This window comes from Paenibacillus sp. PastF-3, assembly GCF_029893135.1.
In the GTDB taxonomy this organism is placed as follows: domain Bacteria; phylum Bacillota; class Bacilli; order Paenibacillales; family Paenibacillaceae; genus Paenibacillus_AQ; species Paenibacillus_AQ nitricinens.
Map to the genome: position 1 here is coordinate 93,541 of NZ_JARXWM010000001.1, position 23,388 is coordinate 116,928.

Annotated in this window: 27 protein-coding genes and 1 riboswitch; of the genes, 17 read left to right on the forward strand and 10 right to left on the reverse strand. The window is 43.7% G+C overall.

Features of this window, described 5'->3' with window-relative positions:
* The first annotated feature begins 46 nt into the window (after positions 1–46).
* The 6 genes from M2444_RS00415 (at position 47) to M2444_RS00440 (ending at position 5,122) form a co-directional block, all read left to right on the forward strand.
* On the forward strand, positions 47–1,183 hold the full coding sequence (locus M2444_RS00415) for a sensor histidine kinase (protein ID WP_094868661.1): 1,137 nt from the start codon (positions 47–49) through the stop codon (positions 1,181–1,183).
* Positions 1,183–1,785 carry a response regulator transcription factor gene (locus M2444_RS00420; protein WP_042126995.1) on the forward strand — a complete coding sequence of 201 codons (603 nt, stop codon included), beginning with the start codon at positions 1,183–1,185 and terminating at the stop codon, positions 1,783–1,785. The genes M2444_RS00415 and M2444_RS00420 overlap by 1 nt, the downstream gene beginning before the upstream one ends.
* Positions 1,786–2,416: 631 nt before the next feature.
* A complete protein-coding gene (gene asd / locus M2444_RS00425; protein WP_094868596.1) occupies positions 2,417–3,502 on the forward strand; it encodes an aspartate-semialdehyde dehydrogenase in 1,086 nt (361 codons plus the stop codon).
* Positions 3,503–3,618: 116 nt separating this feature from the next.
* Positions 3,619–4,017, forward strand: a complete 399-nt coding sequence (locus M2444_RS00430) for a hypothetical protein (protein WP_280785954.1) — start codon at positions 3,619–3,621, stop codon at positions 4,015–4,017.
* 115 nt (positions 4,018–4,132) lie between these two features.
* Positions 4,133–4,315, forward strand: coding sequence for a DUF3934 family protein (locus M2444_RS00435; RefSeq protein WP_094868598.1), 183 nt, complete (start codon positions 4,133–4,135; stop codon positions 4,313–4,315).
* 114 nt (positions 4,316–4,429) lie between these two features.
* Positions 4,430–5,122 (forward strand): pseudouridine synthase, encoded by a 693-nt coding sequence (locus M2444_RS00440; RefSeq protein WP_280785955.1) that lies wholly within the window; start codon positions 4,430–4,432, stop codon positions 5,120–5,122.
* Here the strand turns inward: M2444_RS00440 and thiE are convergent.
* The 6 genes from thiE to M2444_RS00470 are packed head-to-tail and all read right to left on the reverse strand — an operon-like array spanning position 5,103 to position 10,111.
* On the reverse strand, positions 5,103–5,768 hold the full coding sequence (gene thiE, locus M2444_RS00445) for a thiamine phosphate synthase (protein WP_280785956.1): 666 nt from the start codon (positions 5,766–5,768) through the stop codon (positions 5,103–5,105). The genes M2444_RS00440 and thiE overlap by 20 nt on opposite strands.
* Entirely contained in the window at positions 5,749–6,579 is an 831-nt protein-coding gene (thiD, locus tag M2444_RS00450; protein ID WP_094868601.1) for a bifunctional hydroxymethylpyrimidine kinase/phosphomethylpyrimidine kinase, read from the reverse strand. The genes thiE and thiD overlap by 20 nt, the downstream gene beginning before the upstream one ends.
* A gap of 21 nt (positions 6,580–6,600) precedes the next feature.
* A complete protein-coding gene (gene thiM / locus M2444_RS00455) occupies positions 6,601–7,395 on the reverse strand; it encodes a hydroxyethylthiazole kinase (RefSeq protein ID WP_094868602.1) in 795 nt (264 codons plus the stop codon).
* 40 nt (positions 7,396–7,435) lie between these two features.
* On the reverse strand, positions 7,436–8,470 hold the full coding sequence (locus M2444_RS00460) for an ABC transporter substrate-binding protein (RefSeq protein WP_280785957.1): 1,035 nt from the start codon (positions 8,468–8,470) through the stop codon (positions 7,436–7,438).
* Positions 8,467–9,240, reverse strand: a complete 774-nt coding sequence (locus M2444_RS00465; protein WP_280785958.1) for an ABC transporter permease — start codon at positions 9,238–9,240, stop codon at positions 8,467–8,469. The genes M2444_RS00460 and M2444_RS00465 overlap by 4 nt, the downstream gene beginning before the upstream one ends.
* Entirely contained in the window at positions 9,221–10,111 is an 891-nt protein-coding gene (locus M2444_RS00470; protein ID WP_280785959.1) for an ABC transporter ATP-binding protein, read from the reverse strand. Before M2444_RS00470 ends, M2444_RS00465 begins: the two co-directional genes overlap by 20 nt.
* Before the next feature lie 39 nt (positions 10,112–10,150).
* Positions 10,151–10,254: riboswitch (TPP riboswitch) on the reverse strand.
* Between the two features lie 223 nt (positions 10,255–10,477).
* On the opposite strand from M2444_RS00470, the gene M2444_RS00475 reads away from it, so the two are divergent.
* From M2444_RS00475 to M2444_RS00485, 3 genes are read left to right on the forward strand one after another with little or no spacing between them, the layout of a single operon-like run.
* Positions 10,478–11,314 (forward strand): amino acid ABC transporter substrate-binding protein, encoded by an 837-nt coding sequence (locus tag M2444_RS00475; protein WP_094868604.1) that lies wholly within the window; start codon positions 10,478–10,480, stop codon positions 11,312–11,314.
* Between the two features lie 51 nt (positions 11,315–11,365).
* Positions 11,366–12,034, forward strand: coding sequence for an amino acid ABC transporter permease (locus tag M2444_RS00480; RefSeq protein WP_094868605.1), 669 nt, complete (start codon positions 11,366–11,368; stop codon positions 12,032–12,034).
* 14 nt (positions 12,035–12,048) lie between these two features.
* Positions 12,049–12,801, forward strand: a complete 753-nt coding sequence (locus M2444_RS00485) for an amino acid ABC transporter ATP-binding protein (RefSeq protein ID WP_094868606.1) — start codon at positions 12,049–12,051, stop codon at positions 12,799–12,801.
* Positions 12,802–12,894: 93 nt separating this feature from the next.
* On the opposite strand, the gene M2444_RS00490 is transcribed toward M2444_RS00485, so the two are convergent.
* Positions 12,895–13,557, reverse strand: a complete 663-nt coding sequence (locus M2444_RS00490) for an S-layer homology domain-containing protein (RefSeq protein WP_280785960.1) — start codon at positions 13,555–13,557, stop codon at positions 12,895–12,897.
* A gap of 322 nt (positions 13,558–13,879) precedes the next feature.
* Between M2444_RS00490 and M2444_RS00495 the strand changes: the two genes are divergently transcribed.
* On the forward strand, positions 13,880–14,353 hold the full coding sequence (locus M2444_RS00495; protein WP_094868664.1) for a Fur family transcriptional regulator: 474 nt from the start codon (positions 13,880–13,882) through the stop codon (positions 14,351–14,353).
* 368 nt (positions 14,354–14,721) lie between these two features.
* Here the strand turns inward: M2444_RS00495 and M2444_RS00500 are convergent, their stop codons facing one another.
* Positions 14,722–15,402 carry a TIGR00266 family protein gene (locus M2444_RS00500; RefSeq protein ID WP_042187527.1) on the reverse strand — a complete coding sequence of 227 codons (681 nt, stop codon included), beginning with the start codon at positions 15,400–15,402 and terminating at the stop codon, positions 14,722–14,724.
* 145 nt (positions 15,403–15,547) lie between these two features.
* Here M2444_RS00500 and M2444_RS00505 point away from each other — a divergent pair, with 145 nt between their 5' ends.
* Both M2444_RS00505 and M2444_RS00510 read left to right on the forward strand, forming a co-directional pair.
* A complete protein-coding gene (locus M2444_RS00505) occupies positions 15,548–15,754 on the forward strand; it encodes a hypothetical protein (protein WP_094877135.1) in 207 nt (68 codons plus the stop codon).
* A 61-nt stretch (positions 15,755–15,815) separates the two neighbouring features.
* Positions 15,816–16,547: a class I SAM-dependent methyltransferase gene (locus M2444_RS00510; RefSeq protein WP_094877136.1), complete on the forward strand. Its 732-nt coding sequence runs from the start codon at positions 15,816–15,818 to the stop codon at positions 16,545–16,547.
* Between the two features lie 109 nt (positions 16,548–16,656).
* On the opposite strand, the gene M2444_RS00515 is transcribed toward M2444_RS00510, so the two are convergent.
* On the reverse strand, positions 16,657–17,475 hold the full coding sequence (locus M2444_RS00515; protein ID WP_094868610.1) for an AraC family transcriptional regulator: 819 nt from the start codon (positions 17,473–17,475) through the stop codon (positions 16,657–16,659).
* Positions 17,476–17,795: 320 nt separating this feature from the next.
* On the opposite strand from M2444_RS00515, the gene M2444_RS00520 reads away from it, so the two are divergent.
* From M2444_RS00520 to M2444_RS00540, 5 genes are all read left to right on the forward strand, one after another.
* Complete coding sequence (locus M2444_RS00520) at positions 17,796–18,569, forward strand: sugar phosphate isomerase/epimerase family protein (protein ID WP_094877137.1); 774 nt, start codon at positions 17,796–17,798, stop codon at positions 18,567–18,569.
* Positions 18,562–19,659 (forward strand): Gfo/Idh/MocA family protein, encoded by a 1,098-nt coding sequence (locus M2444_RS00525; RefSeq protein ID WP_280785961.1) that lies wholly within the window; start codon positions 18,562–18,564, stop codon positions 19,657–19,659. Before M2444_RS00520 ends, M2444_RS00525 begins: the two co-directional genes overlap by 8 nt.
* A 22-nt stretch (positions 19,660–19,681) precedes the next feature.
* A complete protein-coding gene (locus M2444_RS00530) occupies positions 19,682–20,758 on the forward strand; it encodes a Gfo/Idh/MocA family protein (protein ID WP_094868613.1) in 1,077 nt (358 codons plus the stop codon).
* Between the two features lie 26 nt (positions 20,759–20,784).
* A complete protein-coding gene (locus M2444_RS00535; protein WP_280785962.1) occupies positions 20,785–21,753 on the forward strand; it encodes a sugar phosphate isomerase/epimerase family protein in 969 nt (322 codons plus the stop codon).
* A 97-nt stretch (positions 21,754–21,850) separates the two neighbouring features.
* Positions 21,851–22,108: a DUF2164 domain-containing protein gene (locus tag M2444_RS00540; protein WP_280785963.1), complete on the forward strand. Its 258-nt coding sequence runs from the start codon at positions 21,851–21,853 to the stop codon at positions 22,106–22,108.
* Between the two features lie 23 nt (positions 22,109–22,131).
* Here the strand turns inward: M2444_RS00540 and fabV are convergent, their stop codons facing one another.
* A complete protein-coding gene (fabV, locus tag M2444_RS00545; protein WP_094868616.1) occupies positions 22,132–23,322 on the reverse strand; it encodes an enoyl-ACP reductase FabV in 1,191 nt (396 codons plus the stop codon).
* Positions 23,323–23,388: the final 66 nt, after the last annotated feature.

Here is a 23,388-nt window from a genome sequence, read left to right on the forward strand (position 1 = left end):
TATGCTAGAATAAGGAGAGTAATGTATGGTGAAAAGGAGAGCGGTCATGCAAAAGTGGCATCATATTTTTCATAAAAGCACAGGTCTCAGCCCTTATGTGTGGGTCGTTTTTTACATTCTACCGTTTTATTTTATATTTCGCTCCTCCTCAACCTATCAAGTAGTTTGGGGAATCTTGATGATCGCTGTATTTTTTGTTTGTTATGTACTTTCTTTTGTATCTAAGGGCTGGTTGGTTTATTTTTGGACGAGTGTTCAAATTATAGTGTCTATAACGATGACGCTTTTGTTCGGATATATGTATTTTGCACTTTTCCTAGCCTTTTTTATTGGGAACATACAGAATCGAGTGGGTTTCTTCACACTGTACTCTATTCATCTGTTAACTACGATCATTACGATTAATTATGAGCTGCTATCGCGTAATTCAGTGTTTATTAGTCAGCTACCGTTTGTGCTTGTAAGTATGATTGCAGTGATTCTACTTCCAATTAGTACCTATAACCGAAATAATCAAGGCAAGTTGCAAGATCAATTGGAGGATGCGAACAAGCGGATATCCGAACTCGTTAAACTTGAAGAACGACAACGAATTTCGCGAGACCTCCATGATACATTAGGTCAGAAGCTTTCATTAATTGGTCTGAAGAGTGATTTGGCAGGAAAGCTAATCGACTCTAATCCTATCCAAGCAAAAGCAGAGATCAATGATGTACGACAAACGGCGAGAAGTGCGCTGAAAGAGGTTCGGGAAATGGTTACGCGAATGCGCGGCATTCGGCTTGAAGATGAACTTATCCATATTCAGCAGTTTCTTGCAGCTGCGGAAATTGATTTTACATTGGAAGGAAATCCGAAGCTAACCAATACCTCATTGATTACGGAAAATGTACTTAGCATGTGTATAAAGGAAGCAGTCACTAATGTTGTGAAGCACAGTGGAGCGCAAGCCTGCTCTATTCTGATTAAGCCCTCTCGAACGGATTTAGTCATAAAAGTGCAAGATGACGGGAAAGGAATACCTGGGAACGATCTTTATTTTAAAGGTCACGGACTGCAAGGTATGAGAGAACGTCTTGAATTTGTAAATGGCTGTATGGATATTGTGAGAGATAGCGGGACTACAATTGTGATTAAAGTACCCAATGCATTTAAGCATCAGGAACCGGAGGTCATCCTATAATGATAAAAATTGTAATCGCTGAGGATCAACGAATGCTACTCGGGGCCCTGGCCTCTTTGCTCGATTTAGAAGAGGATATGAAGGTTGTGGGCCGAGCAAGCAATGGGGAAGAAGCTGTTGCCATGGTTCAGCAGCTTAAGCCGGATATCTGCATTATGGATATTGAGATGCCGGCGATGAGTGGTCTCGACGCTGCTGAAGCCTTGAAGAATAGCGGCTGCAAAACGATGATATTAACGACCTTTGCTCGGGCGGGATATTTCGAACGTGCGCTCAAGGCGGGTGTTCACGCCTATTTACTGAAGGACAGTCCTAGTGAAGAGCTGGCACTCTCTATTCGCAATGTAATGGCAGGCAGACGTATGTATGCCCCAGAGCTGATGGATGAAGCCTACAGCGGTGAAGTGAATCCATTGACTCAGCGGGAGAAGGAAGTGCTCGGACTGATCGCCGATGGTAAAAACACGAAAGAAATCGCCAGTGAGCTATACATTACCACCGGTACCGTACGGAATTACATCTCAGTTATCCTTGATAAGCTGGATGTGGGAAATCGGATTGAAGCGATCACTCGCTTTAAGGAAAAAGGCTGGTTTAAATGAGCGCGGGGAAGTAAGGATTAGTTGGTGAAAGCTGGTAGCTGCCCGCTGAGCGCTGGTCGCTGAGCGCTGCCGCAGAACGCTGCCGCAGAACGCTGCCGCAGAACGCTGGTCGCAGAACACTGCCGCAGAAAGCTGCCGCAGAAAGCTGCCGCAGAACGGTACCTCAGAACGCTGCCGCAGAACGCAACCGCAGAACGCTGTCGCAGAACGCAACCGCAGAACGCTAATCGCTAATCGCGAAACGGGTTGCTGATCAACTAACTCTGGTCACTTATCGCATATAGATGTATTTCGTACAACTATATGTGATAAAATGCTGGGCAAATGAGATTTAACTGTATTTCATACATCTAAAAGCTCGCGTAGAGGGCATTTTCACTATTTTACCGGAAAATAGGTGTACAGAATGCAGTTAAAGTGTTGTCCGAGCAAAAAATACAATTATAATTGTACTAAGTGCAGCTATTTGCTCGATGAGTCGTAGTGAAGCTCTATATTATCAGTTAACAAAATAAAATTTTTAATGTTATTTTGATGTTAACACTCGCCAAATGTTCCCGAGCCGTATATCATTAATTATCAGCCTATTATTCAAGATAGGACAGTTAATCAAAAGGAAGTGTATTTTCTGATGTCAAGAAAGCTAAGAGCCGGCATAGTTGGCGGCACAGGTATGGTAGGTCAGCGGTTTATTGCCCTTCTAGAGAATCATCCTTGGTTTGAAGTAACTGCAATTGCTGCAAGCGCGAAATCTGCTGGGAAAACGTTTGAAGAATCGGCCAAGGGCAGATGGAAACTATCCACTCCAATGCCTGAGAACGTGAAGAATATTATGGTTCAAGATGCTTCTAAGGTAGAAGAAGTAGCTGCGGACGTAGACCTGATCTTTTGCGCAGTAGACATGAAAAAAGAAGAGATTAAAGCGCTCGAAGAAGCTTATGCTCGTACGGGTACTCCAGTAATCTCCAATAACTCTGCGCATCGCTGGACGCCGGACGTGCCTATGGTCATTCCTGAGATTAACCCAGAGCATCTTGGGGTTATTGCGCAGCAAAGAAAACGTCTGGGTACAGAAACAGGTTTCATTGCGGTTAAACCTAACTGCTCCATTCAAAGTTATGTGCCTGCGCTTCATGCGCTTAAAGAATTCAACCCCTCTAAAGTTGTAGTTACAACGTACCAAGCGATTTCCGGTGCAGGTAAGACTTTTGCTGACTGGCCAGAAATGCTTGACAATGTAATTCCTTACATTGGTGGTGAAGAAGAGAAGAGCGAGCAAGAGCCGTTGCGCATCTGGGGAAGCGTGCAAGAAGAAGGCATCGTAAAAAGTGAAGCGCCAACCATTACTTCGCAATGTATCCGTGTGCCTGTAGCAGATGGACATATGGCTGCTGTATTTGTTTCTTTTGAGAAAAAGCCATCCAAAGAAGAGATTTTGAACCTGTGGAAGAGTTTTAAAGGACGTCCTCAAGAGCTTGAGCTGCCTAGCGCACCTAAACAGTTCATTACTTATTTCGAAGAGGAGAACCGTCCACAGACCAAACTGGATCGCGATATTGAGAACGGTATGGGCGTGTCGACAGGCAGACTTCGCGAAGATGCCATCTATGATTACAAGTTCGTGGGCCTCTCCCACAATACCCTGCGCGGAGCAGCCGGCGGTGCTGTATTGATCGCTGAGCTTCTGAAAGCAGAAGGTTATATTCAGCCTAAATAAAATGGGTGAGCTATAAAGCGGATTCGAAATAGACACCTCATCAAAGCCTAGTCTTTGGTGGGGTGTTTTTTAATGGATTGATTTGGTGAAATAAGTCAGGGAAGGAGCTGATATACTTGTATAAATATTTATTAGCTTTTATAGGGTTACCTTTAATACTATTCACAAGTGGATGCACATCATCAACTCAAGAGGTACAAGAGTATGGAGTATCTTCCATAAATGCTGAAATTCCTATTCCGGAAAATGCCAAAGAAATCGAAGTCACGACAACTTCTAGTAATCCTAATGTAAAAATAGGCGTAAAGTACGAACTCGACAATATAGGGGGAGAACAAGGTCTCTATCGACCTGACCACTACTTTAATAAATTAGAGGATGCTGGCTGGGTAGAGCTGGAGGACAAGCGGTTAGGGCATGTGCAATTTTTCGAAAAAGAGGGTACTGTCATCGCCATTGAAATACATGAAGATACCTTTGATATTTATGAAATGAATAAAGATGCTAAATACTAATCAGAGTATCGTTAGACGAAGCTGAGCTATTACTTAAACAGAAAGTTTGAGAGTGTGGTAAAATAGATGAAGTGTATAAACTATACGAATTCTGAATGACTGACGGAGTGATATGATGGGTGCAAAAAGTAAAGGTGGCGGCACGGGCAGAGGTACGGGGAGTAAGGGCTGGACACGCTGGAACAAAACAGCAAAGCCAGTTAAACCTGCAAAAGGTGCTCCAACCACGGGTCCAGGCGCTAAAGATCTAAGTGGAAGCAAGGGCAATAACGTGAAAAAAAGCGGAAGCACCAAATAGCTCCCTTGAACTGGGTTATTCCTGAAGGTTAACATCTGATTTTGATCGTTAAAATCAGGTGTTTTTTTATGGATAGATGCAAGTATCAGTATCAGAAGGAAAGTAGGATTATCAGTGAGAATCGATAAATATATAAGCGAGACTGGCTTTTGTTCCAGAAGAGAAACGAAACGGCTAATTGCCGCTGGCCGAATCGCGGTTAATGGAGTTGTCTGTGAGGCGAATAATCTTATAGAGCCAGAGGATATTGTATCCGTAGATGGAGAGCCCATATCGACTAGTAAAGGGGAGCTGGTATATCTCGCGCTGAACAAGCCTATCGGGATTACCTGTACCGCAGCCCCTGATGTGGCTGGGAATATTATAGATTTTGTAGGATATCCTTCACGAATCTTTGCAATCGGGAGATTAGATAAACACTCGGAAGGTCTCATTTTATTAACGAACCATGGAGATATCGTAAACAAAATGATGCGTTCCGAAAATGGGCATGAGAAAGAATACGTGGTTACCGTAGATAAGCCAGTGACGCCAGAATTCTTACATGAAATGTCTAGCGGTGTGGACATACTTGGGGTCACAACGAAACCTTGCGAAGTGTACCCGATCGCTGATGATGAGTTTAGAATTATCCTAACTCAAGGCCTTAATCTGCAAATACGCAGAATGTGCAAGGAGTTAGGATATAGAGTACTTAAACTAGAACGAATAAGAATCATGAATATTACACTTGATAGTTTGGAGCGAGGACAATGGCGTCATTTGAGCGGAGAAGAGCTGAGTGAGCTTATGTTCCTCTTAAATTAACTTCTTGAACAAATCCTCTGGCGGCTAAGGTGATGTCTTCAGCGCCCGCAATAGCTGATATAACGGAGATACCGTCCGCACCCGCAGCTAGTACTGGTGCTGCATTGTGCACTGTGATTCCTCCTATGCCGACTAAAGGAATCGTAATGCCGCTGTTTCGTATTTCCTCAATGACTAATGTGCCTCGAACGGCTTGGGCATCGTCCTTGGAAGAGGTAGGATAAATAGGTCCAATCCCTAGATAATCAGCTCCATCTGCAATGGCCTGCTGGGCTTCGGCGAGCGAATGAGCGGATACACCAACGATCTTGTCCTCCCCAAGCAGCTGCCTGATTGCTAGTGTGGGGGTGTCATCTTGTCCAACATGAATGCCGTCCGCATCAAGGGCGATGGCTAGATTAATATCGTCATTAACGATAAAAGGGACTCCGTTAGCACGACATATCTTTTGAAGCCGTCTTCCTAAATTAAATCTAACCTCTGCAGTTAATGCCCCTGTACCTTTTTCACGAAATTGGAACATTGTTATGCCTCCAGCAACGGCTTCTTTTAATACCTTGGCTGGGGATTTAAGGCAATTCACACTGCCCATAATGAAATAGACTTTTAATAAATTACGTAGTTGATCACTGTCTATTTGCTTCAAGGTTCATCCCTCGCAATCTATTCTGATATGCAAAATGATTCGTAGGTCCATGTCCAGCCCCAATGCCCAGCTCATCTTCAATCGCCGCTTGTATAAAAGCTTTGGCGGTTTGAATGGCCTCAGCAACGGATTTGCCTTTGGCTAGCTCAGCAGTAATTGCTGCTGAATAGGTGCAGCCAGTGCCATGGGTATGTTTAGTCTGAATCCGAGTACTCTCCATATAGATAAACTCTTGACCATCATATAGAAGATCGACAACCGCTGTAGTTGAGGTATCATGCCCACCTTTTAGCACTACATAGTCAGAGCCCATGGAATGAATGATTTTAGCCGCTTCTTTACGTTCTTCGATGGTGGTGATGCTTCGGTTAGTAATCATTTCGGCCTCTGGAATATTGGGCGTCGTCACCAATGCTAAGGGCAGCAGATGGCTGATTAAGGAGTGAACAGCTTCCTGCCGGAGCAAGGTAGAGCCACCTTTAGCAACCATTACAGGATCAACTACAAGATTATGCCAGTCATATTGCTGGATCTTCTCTGCTACGATACAAATGATGTCACTGTTAAAAAGCATCCCAGTCTTCACGGCCTCAGGCTTCAAATCAATTCCAATGGAATCAAGCTGTTGCGTAATAGCTTCCAGTGTCAACGGAAATACGCCCTGAACTCCTAGTGTGTTTTGGGCTGTCACAGCTGTGAGTGCGGACATGCCATATACAGAAAGCTCTTGAAAGGTTTTTAGATCTGCCTGGATGCCAGCGCCACCACCGCTATCCGAGCCGGCTATAGTTAAAGCTTTGGATATAGTCATTCTGTTCACTCCTTAGGGTTGTTATCTGAGTTGTTTAATTTTTGATTTATCTTTGTAAGTTTCAGCTGTGAGCAAGCTCAATTGATTTAGAAACTCGATTTGAAAGCTCCCCGGACCTTGTCCAGCCGTTAGTTCAGCGGCGATTTCAGCAGCCACTCCATAGAAGGAGAGAGCTTCGACTGCTGCTTCAAGAGATGCTCCTTCACTTACCGCAAGAAATGCACCGACTACTGCACTTAGCAAACAACCGGTTCCCGTTACTTTTGTTAGAATAGGGTGACCATTGCTGGCAATGTAGGTGTTATCTCCATTTGTGATGACATCATCTTTTCCGGTGATGATAACCACACAATCTAACTTCCGCGCAGCAGTCTCAGCCAAGACGACGACATCGCCCTCACCTTCACCAGCATCCACCCCTTTGATAGACCAGCTCTCACCAATGACATTGGCAACTTCAGCCACATTGCCACGTAGAGCGGTAATTTGCATCTCATTCACAAGCTTTTGAGTGACAGCTGTTCGATAAGCAGTGGCTCCCGCACCCACTGGATCAAGAACTAAGGGAACGCCGTGCTTATTCGCAGATTGTCCCGCGAGCACCATAGATTGAATGGCGTAGTCATTCAGTGTGCCGATATTCAGAACTACGGCAGATGAAAATGCGGCGATATCTGCCACTTCTTCGTGAGCATCCGCCATAAAGGGGGAGGCTCCAAGCGCTAAAAGACCGTTGGCTGAAAAATTCGCTACCACGATATTGGTGATATTGTGGATCAAGGGATTGAATTCCCGTACTTTGGATAGATAACACATGATAATTCCTCCTCAAGTTTTATGGGCGAATAGCTAATGTTTAAAGATTAATAAAAGCATCCTCAGCTTTGATGTCAGTAGACAGTAAATCATTGTCTGATAGCCACTGTCGTACCTTCTCCCAAGACGCGGGTTCTTGATATCCAAAATCTTGGTCACCCGCATTCATTAGCGGTAGTAGAATAGCCAGACTCTTCTCTTCAATTTGCTTATCAAGTGGAGAGGTCTCATCTTCGTGTGCAAGCAGCAAATTCAACGCTTTTTCCGGATTCTCCTGCACAAATTGTTGTCCTTTAGTAATTGCATTTAGAAACTTTTTGAAATAGGACTCAGAATTTTGTATTCCTTGATCGCTGGCGACAAGTACTAGCTCGTAATAATCAGGGACTCCGTAATCCGTGGGGTTGAACGAGTTCACGGAATGCCCTTCTTTTTCCAAGATTAATTGTTCGTGGTTAATGAACCCTCCCATAATGGCATCCACTTGCCCCGTCGCAATCGCCGGAATAAGGTCAAAGCCTACGTCGATTAATTTGCTGGCCTTAGGGTCACCCCCATCGTTTTGGATCATCGTACGAATCATGGCTTCATAAAGAGGAATGGAAGAATACCCAATCTGTTTACCTGTGAGGTCTTTGGGACTATGAATGTCTCCAGTCTGAGGTACCATTAAATGATTAAGCGGATGTCTCACAATCGCAGCAATCGAACGTACTGGAATGTTCTCACTGCGTGCCATGAGCACCTGAGGCTGATAACTAAGCGCTAAATCGATTTGATTCGCTGCTACAAGTTTCAGTGCGTCATTGCTGTCTGCGGGCATTTGGATCTCTACGTCCAGACCTTCCTCTTGGAAATAACCATTCTGCTCAGCAGCATATAAAAAAGAGTGAACGGCATTGGGATACCAATCGAGCATAATCGTCAGCTTGTGCGTTTGTTTAATTTCGTTATTAGATGAATTAGCAGGAGTATTGCTTACATTGGATGCTTTTCCGCAGCTGGTGAAGATTAGGACTGAACATATGAGAAATACGGGAATAAGCCATTTTCTTTGGAAATTCAAATCATTCATTGTTTAGATCCTCTTTTCTTTAAAAATAATGGTTCGAGCAGAGCTATCATTAGAAACAACACTATACCAAGCGCGGACAACAGAAATACAGCGGCGAACATTTCGGCACTTTGCAAATTTCCGGCCATCCTTCGGCTAAAGTAACCGAGTCCTTTGCTTCCGCCGAGCCATTCGCCGATGGTCGCTCCAATCACGGAGTACACAATGGATAGCTTTAGTCCTGAGAAAAAGGAGGGCAGCGCCAGCGGGATTTGGGTTTTAACGAGCAGTTGCCAGCGGTTGGCGCCAAATGTTAACAATAAGTCTTTGTAGGCTTGACCACTTGTACGAAATCCGTCATATGTACTCACAACGACTGGAAAAAAAGCAGTTAGAAACACAACAGCCACTTTGCTCCATAGCGTATACCCGAACCACATAATAAAAATGGGGGATAGCGCGATTAACGGAATCGTCTGACTGATAATAAGGAACGGATAGATGGCCTTTTCAAGGGGACGAAACAAGTACATTCCGGTGCCCAGCAGTGCACCACAAATAACTGAGAGAACAAAGCCTACGCATATTTCCTGCAATGTCGTCAATAAATGCGGTCTGAGTAATTGCCTGTGTTCGATCAATGCGATGCCTATTGAAGAAGGTGCAGGTAGGATAAAGGCTGGAATCAAGTGAAGACGAACAGCTGACTCCCAGATCACAAGAATGAACAACAGCAATAGAATGAAGGGAACGTAATTGTTTACATATTTTTTAAAAGATATGGGCTGCATACAGTCTCCGCTCCAACTCTTCCCGCAACGCTATAAACCGGGGTTCATAGTTCAACTTGTAATGTCTTGGCCTCGGTAAATCAACGACAATCTCCTGGATTTCGCTATGGATTCCTCCAGACAATAAATAAATCCGATCGCTTAGTAATAGCGCTTCCTCTAGATCATGGGTGATGAGCATCACTGTTTGACCCAGCTCATCCCAAAGCTCCAATAGCCAACGGTGTATCTCACGTTTGGTCATAGCATCGAGCGCTCCAAACGGCTCATCTAGCAGCATAAGACCGGCCCCGCCACCAGCTACAAGCGTTCGTAGAAATGCGACTCGCTGTTTCATGCCACCCGACAGCTCATGGGGATATGCCCTCTCTACATCGGCTAAACCGAAACGTGAAAGCATTTCTTGAATGCGAGAGATCGTCTGTTGTTTGCTAAACGTTGGTTTAATCTCCCAGGGCAAAAGACAGTTGTCGAGCACGGTTCTCCAAGGCAACAGCAAATCCTGCTGAGGCATGTAAGCGATCTGACCTAAGCGAGTAGAGGATGACGGGTTCGAATGAATTATTATTTGCCCGTGAGTGGGTTCGAGCAAGCCTGCTATAGTTTTGAAAAGCGTGCTTTTTCCGCATCCGCTAGCCCCAATGACCGAGACAAACTCTCCTCTGCTGATATCTAAGGATAGATCTGCAAATACAGGGGGGTGTTCAGATTCCGGAAAAGAGTAGGTTAAGCCTTGAATGGATAGGATTGTCGTGATGATCGAACCTCCTAAACGTTTTGTGATGGATAAACTTCTTGTATGCTTAAGTTTTGTGATTGATTGTAAACAAATAAAGACCCATTCATTTCCGAAGGGAAATAAATGGGTCAAAAAGTTCATTCTGCATAGGAACACTAAAATGCATGGGATGAAAATTCTGCTCCACTTCCCTCCGCTGGTATGATCCAGATCAGGTTCCAAGGGTCCGGAGCTTGAAGCTCCGTCTCAGTCGGCCGACTCCCCTAGTGAAATAACAGGTCCATATTTAATTTGTTTATAAATATACCATATCTTTCTGAGATGTAAAGAGAGGATCTTGTGAAGGATTATTCTAAGATTGGGTAATATAAGGGTAGAGATTTACCTAATATTACAATTCCGATGTATATAATCGGAAAAAATCATTGACGGTATACAGCGGCCAGTGTAGTATACAATTTACCGGATGAATTCCGGGTAAAGAGAGGGGAATTAATTATGAAAAAACTAAGTTTAACTATTCTATTGGCGTTAACCGTGGTGTTTGTAGCGGCCTGCGGCAATAATTCGAATACCGGTACGTCTAAGAATTCTTCAGCTGGAACGAATGCTGGAAATACAGCCACTGCACAAAACAGTCTGGAAGCTGTTAAAGCTAGCGGCAAATTGCGTATAGGAACAGAAGGGACCTATGCACCCTTTACTTATCATGACGCTTCGGGCAAACTGACCGGCTTTGATGTAGAAATTGCTGAGGAAGTAGCGAAGCGTCTCGGTGTTGAACCAGAGTTTTTTGAGACACAGTGGGACGGTATTTTTGCTGGGATGGATGCCAAGCGGTTTGATGTTATTTTTAACGAAGTATCCATTAATGAAGATCGTAAAGTGAAATATGATTTCTCCGAACCGTATATCGTATCTAAAGCGGTATTGATAGTGAGTGAAAACAATGAGGATATCAAAACCTTTGCAGATCTTAAGGGGAAAAAAGCCGGACAATCTCTGACCAGTAACCTGTCTGATATCGCCCGTGAGAACGGGGCTGAAATTGTAGCTACAGATGGCTTCAATCAAGCGATGGACCTATTGACCTCAGGCCGTATTGATGCGACTGTAAATGATGGTTTGTCTTATCTAGACCTGAAAAAGCAAAAGCCTGATGTAAAAATTAAAGTAGTAGATGAGATTCCAGACGGTTCACAAAGCGCAGCTGTTTTCTTAAAAGGCAACGAAGAGTTGGTAAAAGCAGTTAGTGATGCAATTGTTGAAATGAAGAGCGATGGCACGTACTTAAAGATTTCTGAGAAATACTTTGGTGCTGACGTTTCAAAATAATTCAAGGGTTCAGAAGCTAACCAGCTTGGAGCCAAAAAAGGATGTCTAAAAATGGATGACCGCAAAATACAAATTTTCTTAGATTCACTGCTACCCCTGCTAAAAGCTGGGGTGGCTTTTACCATTCCATTGGCATTGATATCATTTGCACTGGGAATGATCTTAGCGATATTGACAGCACTGGCTCGTCTCTCCCCGTGGATACTTCCGAAGCTAATCGCCCGCTTTTATGTATGGGTCATTCGTGGAACCCCATTGTTAGTACAACTGTTTATTATTTTTTATGGTTTGCCGGCAGTGGGAATTGTGCTCGACCCTTTCATAGCCGCGACCATTGGATTTACGCTTAGTGTAGGGGCTTATTCATCGGAAATCATCCGTGCGGCTATTCTGTCGATACATAAAGGTCAGTGGGAAGCGGCTTTCTCCGTTGGGATGACTCGTACCCAGGCACTGCGCCGCATTATTCTGCCACAAGCTGCCCGTGTTTCTGTACCGCCGTTATCGAATTCCTTTATTAGCTTAGTCAAAGACACTTCATTGGCAGCAATCATTACCTATACGGAGATGTTTAGAACTGCGCAGCAGGTAGCTTCTACAACGTATGAGCCTCTGCTGGTGTATACGGAAGCCGGATTATTCTACTTATTGTTCTGCTCTGTGTTGTCAGCACTGCAAAACTACTTGGAGAAACGACTGAGTCGTTACTCTGCGAGCTAAAGGGGGAGACAATTATGATTGAAATACTTAATTTGCATAAATCCTTCGGTGAGCTGCAGGTATTAAAGGGCATTGATCTGGAAATGGAGCATGGCAAGGTGCTGGTCATTATTGGCCCATCGGGTTCAGGCAAAACAACGCTTTTACGCTGCTTTAATCTGCTTGAAGTCCCTGATCAAGGAAGCTTATCGCTCAGTGATATTAAAATTAATTTCACGGATAACAAGAAAATCCCCCAGAAGTCCATTTTGGCGTTACGTCAAAAAACAGGGATGGTCTTTCAGTCCTATAATCTTTTTCCGCATATGACGGCACTAGGCAATGTAATGGAGGGGCAGGTGACGGTCCAGAAGCGATCCAAGGACGAAGCACGCGAACGTGCCCTTAAGTTATTAACTAAAGTTGGCTTGGCGGACAAAGCGGATGCTTATCCGCATCAACTGTCAGGTGGTCAGCAGCAACGGGTAGCTATCGCTCGTGCCATGGCAGTAGATCCAGAGGTGCTGTTGTTCGATGAGCCAACCTCTGCGCTTGATCCTGAGTTGGTGGGGGAAGTGCTTAAGGTTATAAAACAGTTAGCGGCAGAGGGGATGACCATGGTGATAGTGACCCATGAGATGAAATTTGCTGCTGATGTGGCTGACCGGATCATTCTGATGGATGGAGGCCATATTCTAGAGCAAGGGACTCCGCAAGAAGTTCTTGAGCATCCGCAGCATCCTCGTGCGCTGCAATTTCTGAACAGAATTAGTGGAGAAGAGATATAGAAGAAGATTAAGTCGCAAAAAAGAGCAGTTCAGGAACATTCCTGGACTGCTCTTTCGTGTGTTCAATCAGATCAGTTGAATGCCGCTTATCGGTTAGGATTTCAGACCGGTCTTCAGGAATTCCAAAGCATTATAGAGCATAATCGCAGCTTCGGCGCGAGTGATTTCACTTTTCGGATTAAACTTCCCATTGGCGTCTAAACTATTGATCTTGTATTTAAGCGAACGTTGAATGCTGCCTTGGTAAGAAGGATTCAGCGCAGCAACGTCAGCGATATCTACGGGCACTATATTAATCATCGGCAGATTCCCAATGCCTTCGACCCCTTGCACTAGATAATTGGTGAACTCTTCTTTGGTTATTGTTTTGGTTGGATCAATATCCTTAGGAAGCTCGACATGATTGTAATACGCATTAATAAAAGCTTCAGCGTACCAAGCTTTATCCTTGACTTTCGTGAACAAGCCACTAGCAACGGGAGCTTTATTGAAATCAATAGCCGCAAGACTAAGCTGGAGACCACCCGAAATGAACTGGATCCCTTGTGCTGTTGTAACTTTGGAGCTGGGCAAGAATTGGGATTCACTAACCCCTTTGATCAAGCCTTGATTTTTTAAAGAAATAATTTTTTCTTTCCCGTTTATATTGTCAATATCCTTAAAGGTGTTTCCGGCTGCAAATATTTGGCCACCCAAAGAGCAGGAGAGAATCGTAACGGTTGTAATCGCGGCTAATGTTCTTTTTTTCATATTCATGTTTATTTCACCTCGTTGTAAGGATAGGCCTCGTGGCCGCTATCAACTCCTTTAACGCAGAAAAATATGGAAAGGTTGCGGTCAAACCTACAATATTTCACGAAAAAGTAGATTTTGGTAGAAAAATAGGCAGGAAAAGGTGAAAGAAACTTTGGATAAGAGAGCTAAAATGTTATAATGATGTCAGGCTCTATTCATTCGTGACTAATTTTGATATGATTATATCGTAACGATTACTATTTACGTTTTATATTTTGATGCATAAATGGGTGCGTCTCAGTGGATACGGATGTTAAATCATTCCGGGAAGGTAGGAAATCAAATGGATCAAATTTCAAATATCAGTCAGCTTTTTGCGGCGCAAAAATATAAATTAACGCCCCAGCGTGAGGCCATAGTGAACATATTGCTCGACAATGAGAAAGATCATCTCAGCGTAGAAGAAGTATATATGCTTGTTAAGCTCAGCTATCCGCATTTAGGGCTGGCAACGGTATACCGTACACTTGAGCTCTTATGCGAGCTTCACATTGTAGAAAAGATGAACTTCGGAGATGGAGTCGCTCGTTACGATCTGCGGGGGAATGATCATTCTCACATGCATCATCATTTGATATGCAGCGTGTGTGGCAGGTTGGAGGAAATTAAGGATGACTGGCTAGTGGAGCTGGAGAAAAGAGTGGAACGTGAATACGGCTTTAACGTCACGGATCACCGCCTTGATTTCAAAGGCACTTATGACACATGTAAACGAACAGGCTGTAAAAAAGAAAAAGCAAACAAAGCGGTTTCATAAGCCGCTTTCTAACTAAAAGGAGAAGCTGTCTCAGAAGTAGTGAATACTGCTTAGGGGGCAGCTTCTTTTTTGGAAAGTAATTAGGGAAAAACTCCGTCTAAAGTAGTGATAATTGGCCAATATGAATGGAAATGGGGAAATCCTCCCTATAAATCGGCGGAAAATCTATATTTCACAACAAATCAGTTGAATTATAGGGAGAGTTTCCCTAATTAGTATTCAAATGCGCAGAAATTTCTGAGTTATAGGGAGATATTCCTTAATTCGCACGCAAAGCAGTGCTTCTTAAAAACCGGAGAAGCGCTATGTTGCGTTTTAAACAGTTAAAAGAAAGAAATCCTGCTTTTTGGGAAAGCCTATGTCATTTTTTAGCTTCGAGTGGGTACGAAGGATTTAATCCACGTTCCGAAGCTCCCAGGGTTACGGCTCTGAACAAGGATTACACCTTCTCCGCGGAATCGGCAGACAAGCGCTTCACCACTGGTTAAACTGTTCAACCAACCCGAGGCTGCTTTTTCTACCTTATAGTCCATATAATCTGGCCAAGCGACGAGATGTCCATTGTCGATAATCATCTCTTCACCTGGTGCTAAATTAATGGCGTGGATCGCTCCGAAGGAGGACAGGAATACCGTTCCTCTGCCGCTGATTTCTACAATGAAGAAGCCTTCGCCAGAGAAAAGTCCGCGTGTTAAATTTTGCATTTTGGTATTTACTTGAATGCCTTCCGTTCCGGCTAAGAATCCGTCTTTTTGAACTAACAGCTTATAAGAACCATCTAATTCGATAGCTTGGATATCACCTAATGATCCTGGAGACAGTAGGACCTCACTTTGACCACGGATAGCTCTGAGTTCCTGGAAGAAGAATTTTTCACCGCTCAGCATTCTTCCCAGACCCCGCATCACGCCTCCATCAGCCGTTCCTTTTAACTCTACGTTAGGAGACATGGCAACCATTGCGCCCATCTCAGCTTTAACACTTTCGCCGGGGTCCAAATATACCTTCAACATTGCAAAAGCACCCTCGTACAAAACATCGTATTTCATCACTAATAACCTCCGAATCTATTTAGATAAGTTAGAAAACAAGCAGTGATCTCATTGTAACGGAATTCTGGCTGCGCTCATAGTCTGTATTATGTTAAACTATAGCTGTCTGATAGTTCATCAATGAATAGGAGAGTGGTGCCACATGGCACGAACCAAGACTCAAAAAGCCTTGTTAAAGGCAGAGCGCTCAGGTATCTGGTGCGCAGCTCAAAGTCGAAGATCCAATAGGGATTATAGCGCCATTTCACAGCATGTACGGTTAATGCCGAGCAAACAACAGCAATTGAATAAGAACAAACACAAGGAGCGGATCTTCCAAGATGATGCTCCTTTTTGTTTGGCCATTTGAAATGAATATATCACTAAGAATATACTGATTGAATACATAAAGGATAGGAGATGTGTAACTAATGAAACAAAATAAATACGACGATACGAATTTCTTCTCAGCCTATAAACAAATGCCTCGTTCCATTGGCGGGCTTGAAGCAGCTGGAGAATGGCATGTATTACAACCTCTGATCCCAGACTTACATAATAAAAGTGTTCTTGATTTAGGCTGCGGGTTTGGCTGGCATTGTTTATATGCACGCGAGCAGCAGGCAAGCTCAGTCGTTGGCGTAGATATCTCTGGAAAAATGCTTCAAGAAGCGCGTGGAAAAACAGATGATCCAGCTATTTCTTATATCCAGATGCCGATTGAGGATATTGAATTTGCGAGCGAACAATTTGATGTGGTCATTAGTTCATTGGCCATGCATTATGTAGCGTCCTTTGAAGCCATCTGTCGCAAGGTTCATGCTTATCTTAAGCCAGGCGGTAGTTTTATATTTTCAGTGGAGCATCCCATCTTTACTTCTCGAAATGAACAGGACTGGTATGTGGATGACCAAGGCAATCGTCTCCATTGGCCTGTAGATCATTATCAGTCTGAGGGATTGCGTGAAACGACATTCTTAACAGAAAATGTGATTAAATATCATCGCACAATCTCAACCTATTTCAATGACTTGATTGGAGCCGGGTTTGCTATCAAAGCAGTTAAAGAGCCTAAGCCTTCTGATGAGATGAGCAATGATCCGTGGATGAAGGACGAGGATCGCAGACCGATGTTCCTGATTATTTCAGCTCAAAAAGAATAATTATCTCATTAACATGCCTATGCTTTGAATATAGAAGCAAGGGCTATCCTAGTAGGAGTTTATCTACTTCAGGGATAGCCCTATTTTTATTGATTCGCCTTATCTCTTGTTATACTTGAGTTCTGCTGTGTACACGGTATTGTCTAGGGGACATGCCGAAACGACTTCGGAATACACGGTGAAAATAAGTATAGTTTGCGAAACCGCAGGTTTCTGCTACTTGCTCCAGCGGCATTGGACTGAAGGTGATTCGTTCTCTTGCCATTTCTAGCCGGACATCATTTACATATTTGATAATACTGGTCCCAAAGGCCTCCTTAAATAAATGAACGGCACGGGAGACGGAAATATCTACATTTGCGGCAACATCCTCCAACAGAAAAGGTAAGGTTGCATGCTCCTCAACATATTGCTTCATTCGGTATGCTAGATAGCCTTTAGGCGTAATCGCTGGCTGATCTGTAATGAGTCTGTCGATTTCCATACATAGGATTTGCAAATAACAGGCAGATATCGCTGGTGAGAAATCGGAAAGACGTCTGTGCTCAAGAATCAGCTGACGAAATAAGCCGAGGAAATTCTCACTCAGTGGCACACTTAAGAGTGAGGGTCTCTGAGCACGTTCCCACCATTCAACAATCCAAGTGCCTTCACAAAAAATATGATAATCTCCGCTTTCAATGCGCGGCTTACCTACAGGATACTCTTCCTTATCAATAATTAAATAGTAAGGATCATTAGGAGCAAACAGCATGATATCGCCGCTCTCCACTGGTGTCATCACACCGTCGATCATTGCTCGGCTTCGGCCCTCTGTTTGCAGACGAATTAAATAGTTCTGATTTCCATGGCTATGTGACATATGGAAAGGTTTGCGGTGAAAGGAAAATCCAGCGGATAAAACGTGACAGGTAGTAGATTGATTCATATGTCCTCCTTGATGACTAGAAATGATAATCAGATTGTTCATGTTTTAATCATATTATTCATTTTATTATATACGCTTTCATATTACTATGTACCTAAGCAATAAAGAAAGAAATCGACCATCTACGCTATACGGAGTCGATATTAGCTATGCAAACAAGAATGGCAGTTGAAGGAAACTAATGGGAATCAGATTAGTCAATTCTACAACAGCATTATTGTTCAAGTGATTGCTGCTGTTGATCTCTTTGGGGACGAGCAGCAGAAAGAAGTTTAAATGAATTAGTAAGCTAACCCTAAACCCATTGGAGTGATTAGAAAATGCTGAAGATAGGTCTGCAATTGTACACGCTTAGAGAAGAACTGGAACAGGATTTTGAAGGGACACTGCGTAAGGTAGCAGCCCTTGGATATAAAGGCGTAGAGTTTTTCCACTATTTCGGCCGCACCGCAGCAGAAGTTAAACAATTGCTAAATGAGCTTGGACTGGTCGCGCTCGGCGCACATCGTCCATATGACGCATTGTTGAATGATACAGAAGCAGAGATCTCTTACAATCTTGAGATTGGAAATCCAAATTTGATTGTTCCTTATTTGTCAGAAGAACAACGTAACTATGAAGAGGTTGCCGCGAATCTGAAGGTTATTGGAGAAAAGTGTAAAGCGGGCGGAGCAGTTCTTCTGTATCACAATCATGATTTCGAGTTAACTGATAAATATGGTGATAGTGACCGTACTGCTTTTGATGGATTGTTTGAAGAGGTGCCGGCTGACCTGTTGCAAGTGGAAATGGATACTTGCTGGGTACATCATGCAGGCTATGATCCAGTTGAATATATCAATAAATACGCAGGTCGACTGCCGATCATCCATCTGAAGGATTTGAAGAAAAATGAAGACGGCTCTCCAGAAACTGTAGTACTAGGTGAAGGTGAAGTGAACCTTACTGCAATTTTAAATGCAGCTGTACAGGCGAATGTGGAGTGGGCGGTAGTAGAGCAGGATTTCTGCAGTCGTTCACCATTAGAAAGTGTAGAAGATAGTTTGAAATGGGTAAAAGCATACGCAAATCAAGGAGGAAAAGTTAATGTCTAATAAGTTGAGAATTGCTATTGTAGGTTGCGGTGGTATCGCAAATGGAAAACATATGCCAAGTTTGTCACGTCAGAAGGATGCTGAAATGGTAGCTTTCTGCGATATCGTTGAAGAACGTGCACAGAAAGCCGCTCAGACTTATGGCGCTGAAGGCGCTGCTGTTTATACAGATTACACTGAGCTTTTGAAAGCTGGCGGATTTGATATTGTTCATGTATGTACACCAAATGACAGTCACTCCGTGATTACTATCGCTGCATTGGAAGCAGGTAACCATGTAATGTGCGAGAAACCAATGGCTAAAACCACTGCCCAAGCACAAGAAATGTTGGATGCTGCGAAGCGTACGGGGATGAAGTTGTCTGTCGCTTACCAGAACCGTTATCGTTCGGATAGTGAATACCTTAAAGCACTCTGCGAAAACGGCGAACTAGGTGAAATCTATTATGCAAAAGCAATTGCCCTTCGTCGTCGTGCGGTTCCTACTTGGGGGGTGTTCCTGGATGAAGAAAAGCAAGGCGGCGGCCCACTGATCGATATCGGTACGCATGCACTTGATCTTACTTTATGGATGATGGATAATTATAAACCACGCAGTGTTATGGGCTCGTCTTTCCATAAACTGAGTAACCGAAAGAACGCTGGAAATGCCTTTGGTCCTTGGGATCCTGAGCAATTTAAGGTAGAAGATTCAGCTTTTGGATTTATTACCATGGAAAATGGTGCTACAATTGTACTTGAATCTAGCTGGGCACTAAATGTATCTGAGTATCGAGAAGCTCAGACGCTTCTTGCAGGTACAGAAGGTGGTGCAGATATGAAGGATGGTCTGCGCCTAAACGGTGACCGTGGTGGACGTCTGTATGAGACCAAAGTAGACTTGTCTGCTGGTGGAGTAGCGTTCTTTGATGGAGGACAGGAAAATGAATCTGATCGTGAAGCTCGCTTGTGGCTTGAGGCGGTTAGAGAAGACAAGGAACCTGTAGTTAAACCTGAGCAGGCCCTCGTTGTTACTCAAATCTTGGAAGCTATTTATGAATCTTCACGTACAGGTCGCGCTGTGTATTTTGACGGCACATCAGATAATTAATAGGGAAGTAGGAGTGGAAGTCATGAGCTCAAAGATACATTCCGTAGTCATCGTTGGCTTTGGTGGAATGGGAAGTTATCACGCGAAATTAATTAAGGAGACTAACTCCCTTGAAGTGGTAGGGACATACGACTTGCTTGAAGCACGTCGTGCGGACTCCATCAATGCTGGTTACAAGGTATATGAAAGTTATGAAGAAGTATTAGCAGATCCTGCAGTTGAGATTGTTCTTATTGCGACACCAAACGATGTACACAAAGTAATCGCTGTACGTGCGCTACAAGCTGGCAAACATGTTATTTGTGAGAAGCCGGTCGCTATGTCGAAGGTAGAGCTTCAAGAAATGCTGGCCGCTGCAGATGCAGCAGGACGTGTGTTCATGGTACATCAGAACAGACGGTGGGATGAGGATTTCTTAACGATCAAAAAAATGTATGATCAAGAGACCATTGGTTCATTGTTCCAGCTTGAATCTCGCGTACACGGAGCGAATGGTATTCCAGGAGACTGGCGCCATGTCAAGGCACAAGGTGGAGGAATGCTGCTGGATTGGGGCGTTCATTTATTAGATCAGCTCTTATTTATGATCGATAGCAAAGTCATCAGTGTGAGCAGCAGTCTGAGCTTTATTCTAGGCAATGATGTAGATGATGGCTTTGAAGCCATCCTGCAATTTGAGAATGGAATAAAAGCTATCGTTGAGGTTGGGACAACTAACTTTATTACGCTGCCTAGATGGTATGTGAAGGGTATTGAAGGAACGGGTATTATCGAAGATTGGTCTTTAACTGGACGTTTAGTAACCAGAAACAATGAAGGCGAAAAGATCGAGCCTAAGCCTATCCGTGCAGGTGTCGGATTAACTAAAACGATGGCGCCTCCTTCGGAAGGGGCTACGATTACAGAAGCTTTACCTCAACCTGCGGAGCTAGGTTCTAGCTTCTATGACAATTTCGCAGCCGTAATTGAGGGGACAGCTGAACCCATTGTTAAGAATGCTGAAGTCATGCGTGTTCAGAATTTGATTGAGGCTATTTTTGAATCTGCTGAGAAGAATCAAGTGCTCAAAGACTTCGATATGTATGGTGAAGGTAAGTAAACTATTTGCAAAAGAGGTGACTTACAATGAAACTTGGAGTATTTATGGTCTTGTTTGGGGGTCGCAAGCTGGAGGATGCTCTTGATTATGTAGCGTCCAAAGGTCTAAAGGCGGTAGAGATTGGTACAGGAGGCAATCCTGGTAACAGTCATTGTGATCCTAAGATGCTTCTCGAGAATGAGGCAGCATTGAGAAAATTCAAACATGCTGTGGAATCCCGTGGATTAACGATCAGTGCACTGAGCTGTCACGGAAATCCCCTACACCCACAAAAAGAGCTTGCCCAGAAGGATCATGAGGATTTTGTGAACTCGGTCAAATTGGCGCAGAAGCTAGGTGTTCCAGTCGTTAATACGTTTTCTGGTTGTCCAGGTGATCATGAGGGTGCCAAGTATCCGAACTGGCCGGTAGCTCCATGGCCAAATGATTATCAAGAAATTCTGGATTGGCAATGGGAGAATAAAGTGATCCCTTACTGGACTGAATGGGGAGCCTTTGCCGCAGAGCATGATGTGAAGGTTGGTCTTGAGCTGCACGGCGGATTCTCTGTTCACACACCGGGTACTTTACTGCGTTTGAGAGAAGCTGCGGGTGAGGTAATCGGAGCAAACCTTGATCCGAGCCATATGTGGTGGCAAGGAATTGATCCGGTGCAGGCGATTCATATATTGGGACGCCAAGGCGCAATCCATCATTTTCACGCCAAAGATACAGTTATTGATCCAGTCAATGTTAATATGCATGGCTTAACAGATATGCAATCCTATACCAAAATGCTTGACCGTGCATGGCAGTTCCGTTCGGTTGGTTTTGGACATGATCTTAAGACTTGGGCTGATATTATGAGCGCTCTTCGTTTGGTAGGATACGATTATGTGGTCAGTATTGAGCATGAAGATGGATTGATGTCTGTGGAAGAAGGCTTCTCCAAAGCGGTAAGTAATCTTCAACAAGTATTAATTGAGGAGCCACTAGCAGAAATGTGGTGGGTTTAGATTAAGGGCATAGAATATAAAAAATGACGTGCGTAAGCACGTCATTTTTCCTGTATTAATAATCCGATATTTAACCCATACAAATTGGAGGACGATCATGCAGCCGATAAAAATACAGAGAGAACACAAACTACAAGTTACATCCAGTATTCAGGATTATTTTGAAACGGAGCTATCTAGCGAAATTGGCCAATTAGCAAGTGAGAATCTTCTTGATTTTATGCTCAAAGAACTCTCACCTCATATTTATAATCAGGCACTGGCAGATGCCCGTAAAGTGATTGAGCAAAAGATGATTTCCATTGAAGAAGAATTGTATGCACTTGAGCAACCACTAACCTCTGCTAGAAAATAGTTACCAACATAATGTATTGTTGTTTACCGCTGATTGATAAGCGCTACGTCTGGATCAGTCTCAGCTTCATAATCTACACCCTCGGTCTCAAATCCAAATAACTGGAAGAACTCTTGTTTGTAGCTTTCTAGATCTGTCAATTCGTAGATATTGTTTGTCGTGAGTTCTTCCCAGATTTGAGCCACTTGATTCTGTACATCCGGGGACATCTCCCAGTCATCGATTCGGATACGCCCTTCTTCATCCACAGGAGTCCCTTCCATCGCATAAAGACGTTCTGCAAACAACCGATAGGTTTGTTCAATACAACCTTCATGAAGTTCTTTCTCTTTCATGACTTTGTATAGCGCAGAAGTGTATAGGGGGACGACAGGAATTGCTGAGCTAGACTGTGTGACCAGTCCTTTCGTAACTGCTACATAGGCCCGACCGTTTATACTTGATAGTTGAGTGTTAAGAGTGTGTGCTGTTAATTCTAGATGATCTTTTGCACGTCCAATCGTTCCCTTCCGATATACAGACTGGGTGATCTCCGGCCCGATATATGAGAATGCGATGGTGGTAGCATGATCGGCCAAAGCTCCGGCTTGATGAAGTGCTTCCATCCAAAGCTGCCAATCGTCACCACCCATCACTCGAATAGTATCATTGATTTCTTTGTCTGTAGCGGGCTCAATAGAAATTTGACTGACTTCACCCGTATGAAAGTTTACGGTTTTATTCGTGTAGGTATCGCCTATAGGTTTAATTACGGAGTTATAAACTTCACCCGTCACAGGATCTGTTCGACGGGCAGAAGCAACGCTGTAGATGACTAGATCAACTTGTCCCAATTCACTGCGAATCAGCTGTATAGTTCTATCCTTAGTTTCTTTGGAGAAGGCATCACCGGTTACGCTGTAGGATTGAAGTCCAGCTTTCTCTGCAAGTTCCTCAAAGGCTGCTGAATTGTACCACCCAGCAGAGGCTGTACGGGCTCCGTTGCTGCTGCTCTGGCGGTAGACGCCTACTGTACTGGCTCCAGCCCCAAAGGCGGCTGTAATCCGTGAGGCGAGGCCATATCCTGTTGAGGCGCCAATGACAAGCACCTTGCGTGGTCCTTTGATTTCGGGTTGTGTCTGGATATATTCGATTTGCCGCTCTACTTGACGAGCGCAACCTTGCGGATGTGCGGTAGTACAAATAAAGCCGCGTGTTCTAGGTTTAATAATCATGTTAATCGTTTCCTCTCTTTCATGAAAAGCGGGCTAATGAGACTCGTTTGTTCTAATTTTAACAAT

Excerpts from the sequence above, each read along its gene's own strand:
- M2444_RS00530 (WP_094868613.1), top strand. The coding sequence starts at position 19,682 with ATGAGCTCAAAGATACATTCCGTAGTCATCGTTGGCTTTGGTGGAATG.
- thiM (WP_094868602.1), bottom strand. The coding sequence starts at position 7,395 with ATGTGTTATCTATCCAAAGTACGGGAATTCAATCCCTTGATCCACAAT.
- M2444_RS00540 (WP_280785963.1), top strand. The coding sequence starts at position 21,851 with ATGCAGCCGATAAAAATACAGAGAGAACACAAACTACAAGTTACATCC.
- M2444_RS00415 (WP_094868661.1), top strand. The coding sequence starts at position 47 with ATGCAAAAGTGGCATCATATTTTTCATAAAAGCACAGGTCTCAGCCCT.
- M2444_RS00475 (WP_094868604.1), top strand. The coding sequence starts at position 10,478 with ATGAAAAAACTAAGTTTAACTATTCTATTGGCGTTAACCGTGGTGTTT.
- M2444_RS00460 (WP_280785957.1), bottom strand. The coding sequence starts at position 8,470 with ATGAATGATTTGAATTTCCAAAGAAAATGGCTTATTCCCGTATTTCTC.
- M2444_RS00525 (WP_280785961.1), top strand. The coding sequence starts at position 18,562 with ATGTCTAATAAGTTGAGAATTGCTATTGTAGGTTGCGGTGGTATCGCA.
- M2444_RS00490 (WP_280785960.1), bottom strand. The coding sequence starts at position 13,557 with ATGAATATGAAAAAAAGAACATTAGCCGCGATTACAACCGTTACGATT.
- M2444_RS00485 (WP_094868606.1), top strand. The coding sequence starts at position 12,049 with ATGATTGAAATACTTAATTTGCATAAATCCTTCGGTGAGCTGCAGGTA.
- M2444_RS00505 (WP_094877135.1), top strand. The coding sequence starts at position 15,548 with ATGGCACGAACCAAGACTCAAAAAGCCTTGTTAAAGGCAGAGCGCTCA.
- asd (WP_094868596.1), top strand. The coding sequence starts at position 2,417 with ATGTCAAGAAAGCTAAGAGCCGGCATAGTTGGCGGCACAGGTATGGTA.
- M2444_RS00535 (WP_280785962.1), top strand. The coding sequence starts at position 20,785 with ATGAAACTTGGAGTATTTATGGTCTTGTTTGGGGGTCGCAAGCTGGAG.
- M2444_RS00500 (WP_042187527.1), bottom strand. The coding sequence starts at position 15,402 with ATGAAATACGATGTTTTGTACGAGGGTGCTTTTGCAATGTTGAAGGTA.
- M2444_RS00510 (WP_094877136.1), top strand. The coding sequence starts at position 15,816 with ATGAAACAAAATAAATACGACGATACGAATTTCTTCTCAGCCTATAAA.
- M2444_RS00480 (WP_094868605.1), top strand. The coding sequence starts at position 11,366 with ATGGATGACCGCAAAATACAAATTTTCTTAGATTCACTGCTACCCCTG.
- fabV (WP_094868616.1), bottom strand. The coding sequence starts at position 23,322 with ATGATTATTAAACCTAGAACACGCGGCTTTATTTGTACTACCGCACAT.
- M2444_RS00520 (WP_094877137.1), top strand. The coding sequence starts at position 17,796 with ATGCTGAAGATAGGTCTGCAATTGTACACGCTTAGAGAAGAACTGGAA.
- thiD (WP_094868601.1), bottom strand. The coding sequence starts at position 6,579 with ATGACTATATCCAAAGCTTTAACTATAGCCGGCTCGGATAGCGGTGGT.
- M2444_RS00420 (WP_042126995.1), top strand. The coding sequence starts at position 1,183 with ATGATAAAAATTGTAATCGCTGAGGATCAACGAATGCTACTCGGGGCC.
- M2444_RS00515 (WP_094868610.1), bottom strand. The coding sequence starts at position 17,475 with ATGAATCAATCTACTACCTGTCACGTTTTATCCGCTGGATTTTCCTTT.
- M2444_RS00435 (WP_094868598.1), top strand. The coding sequence starts at position 4,133 with ATGGGTGCAAAAAGTAAAGGTGGCGGCACGGGCAGAGGTACGGGGAGT.
- M2444_RS00495 (WP_094868664.1), top strand. The coding sequence starts at position 13,880 with ATGGATCAAATTTCAAATATCAGTCAGCTTTTTGCGGCGCAAAAATAT.
- M2444_RS00465 (WP_280785958.1), bottom strand. The coding sequence starts at position 9,240 with ATGCAGCCCATATCTTTTAAAAAATATGTAAACAATTACGTTCCCTTC.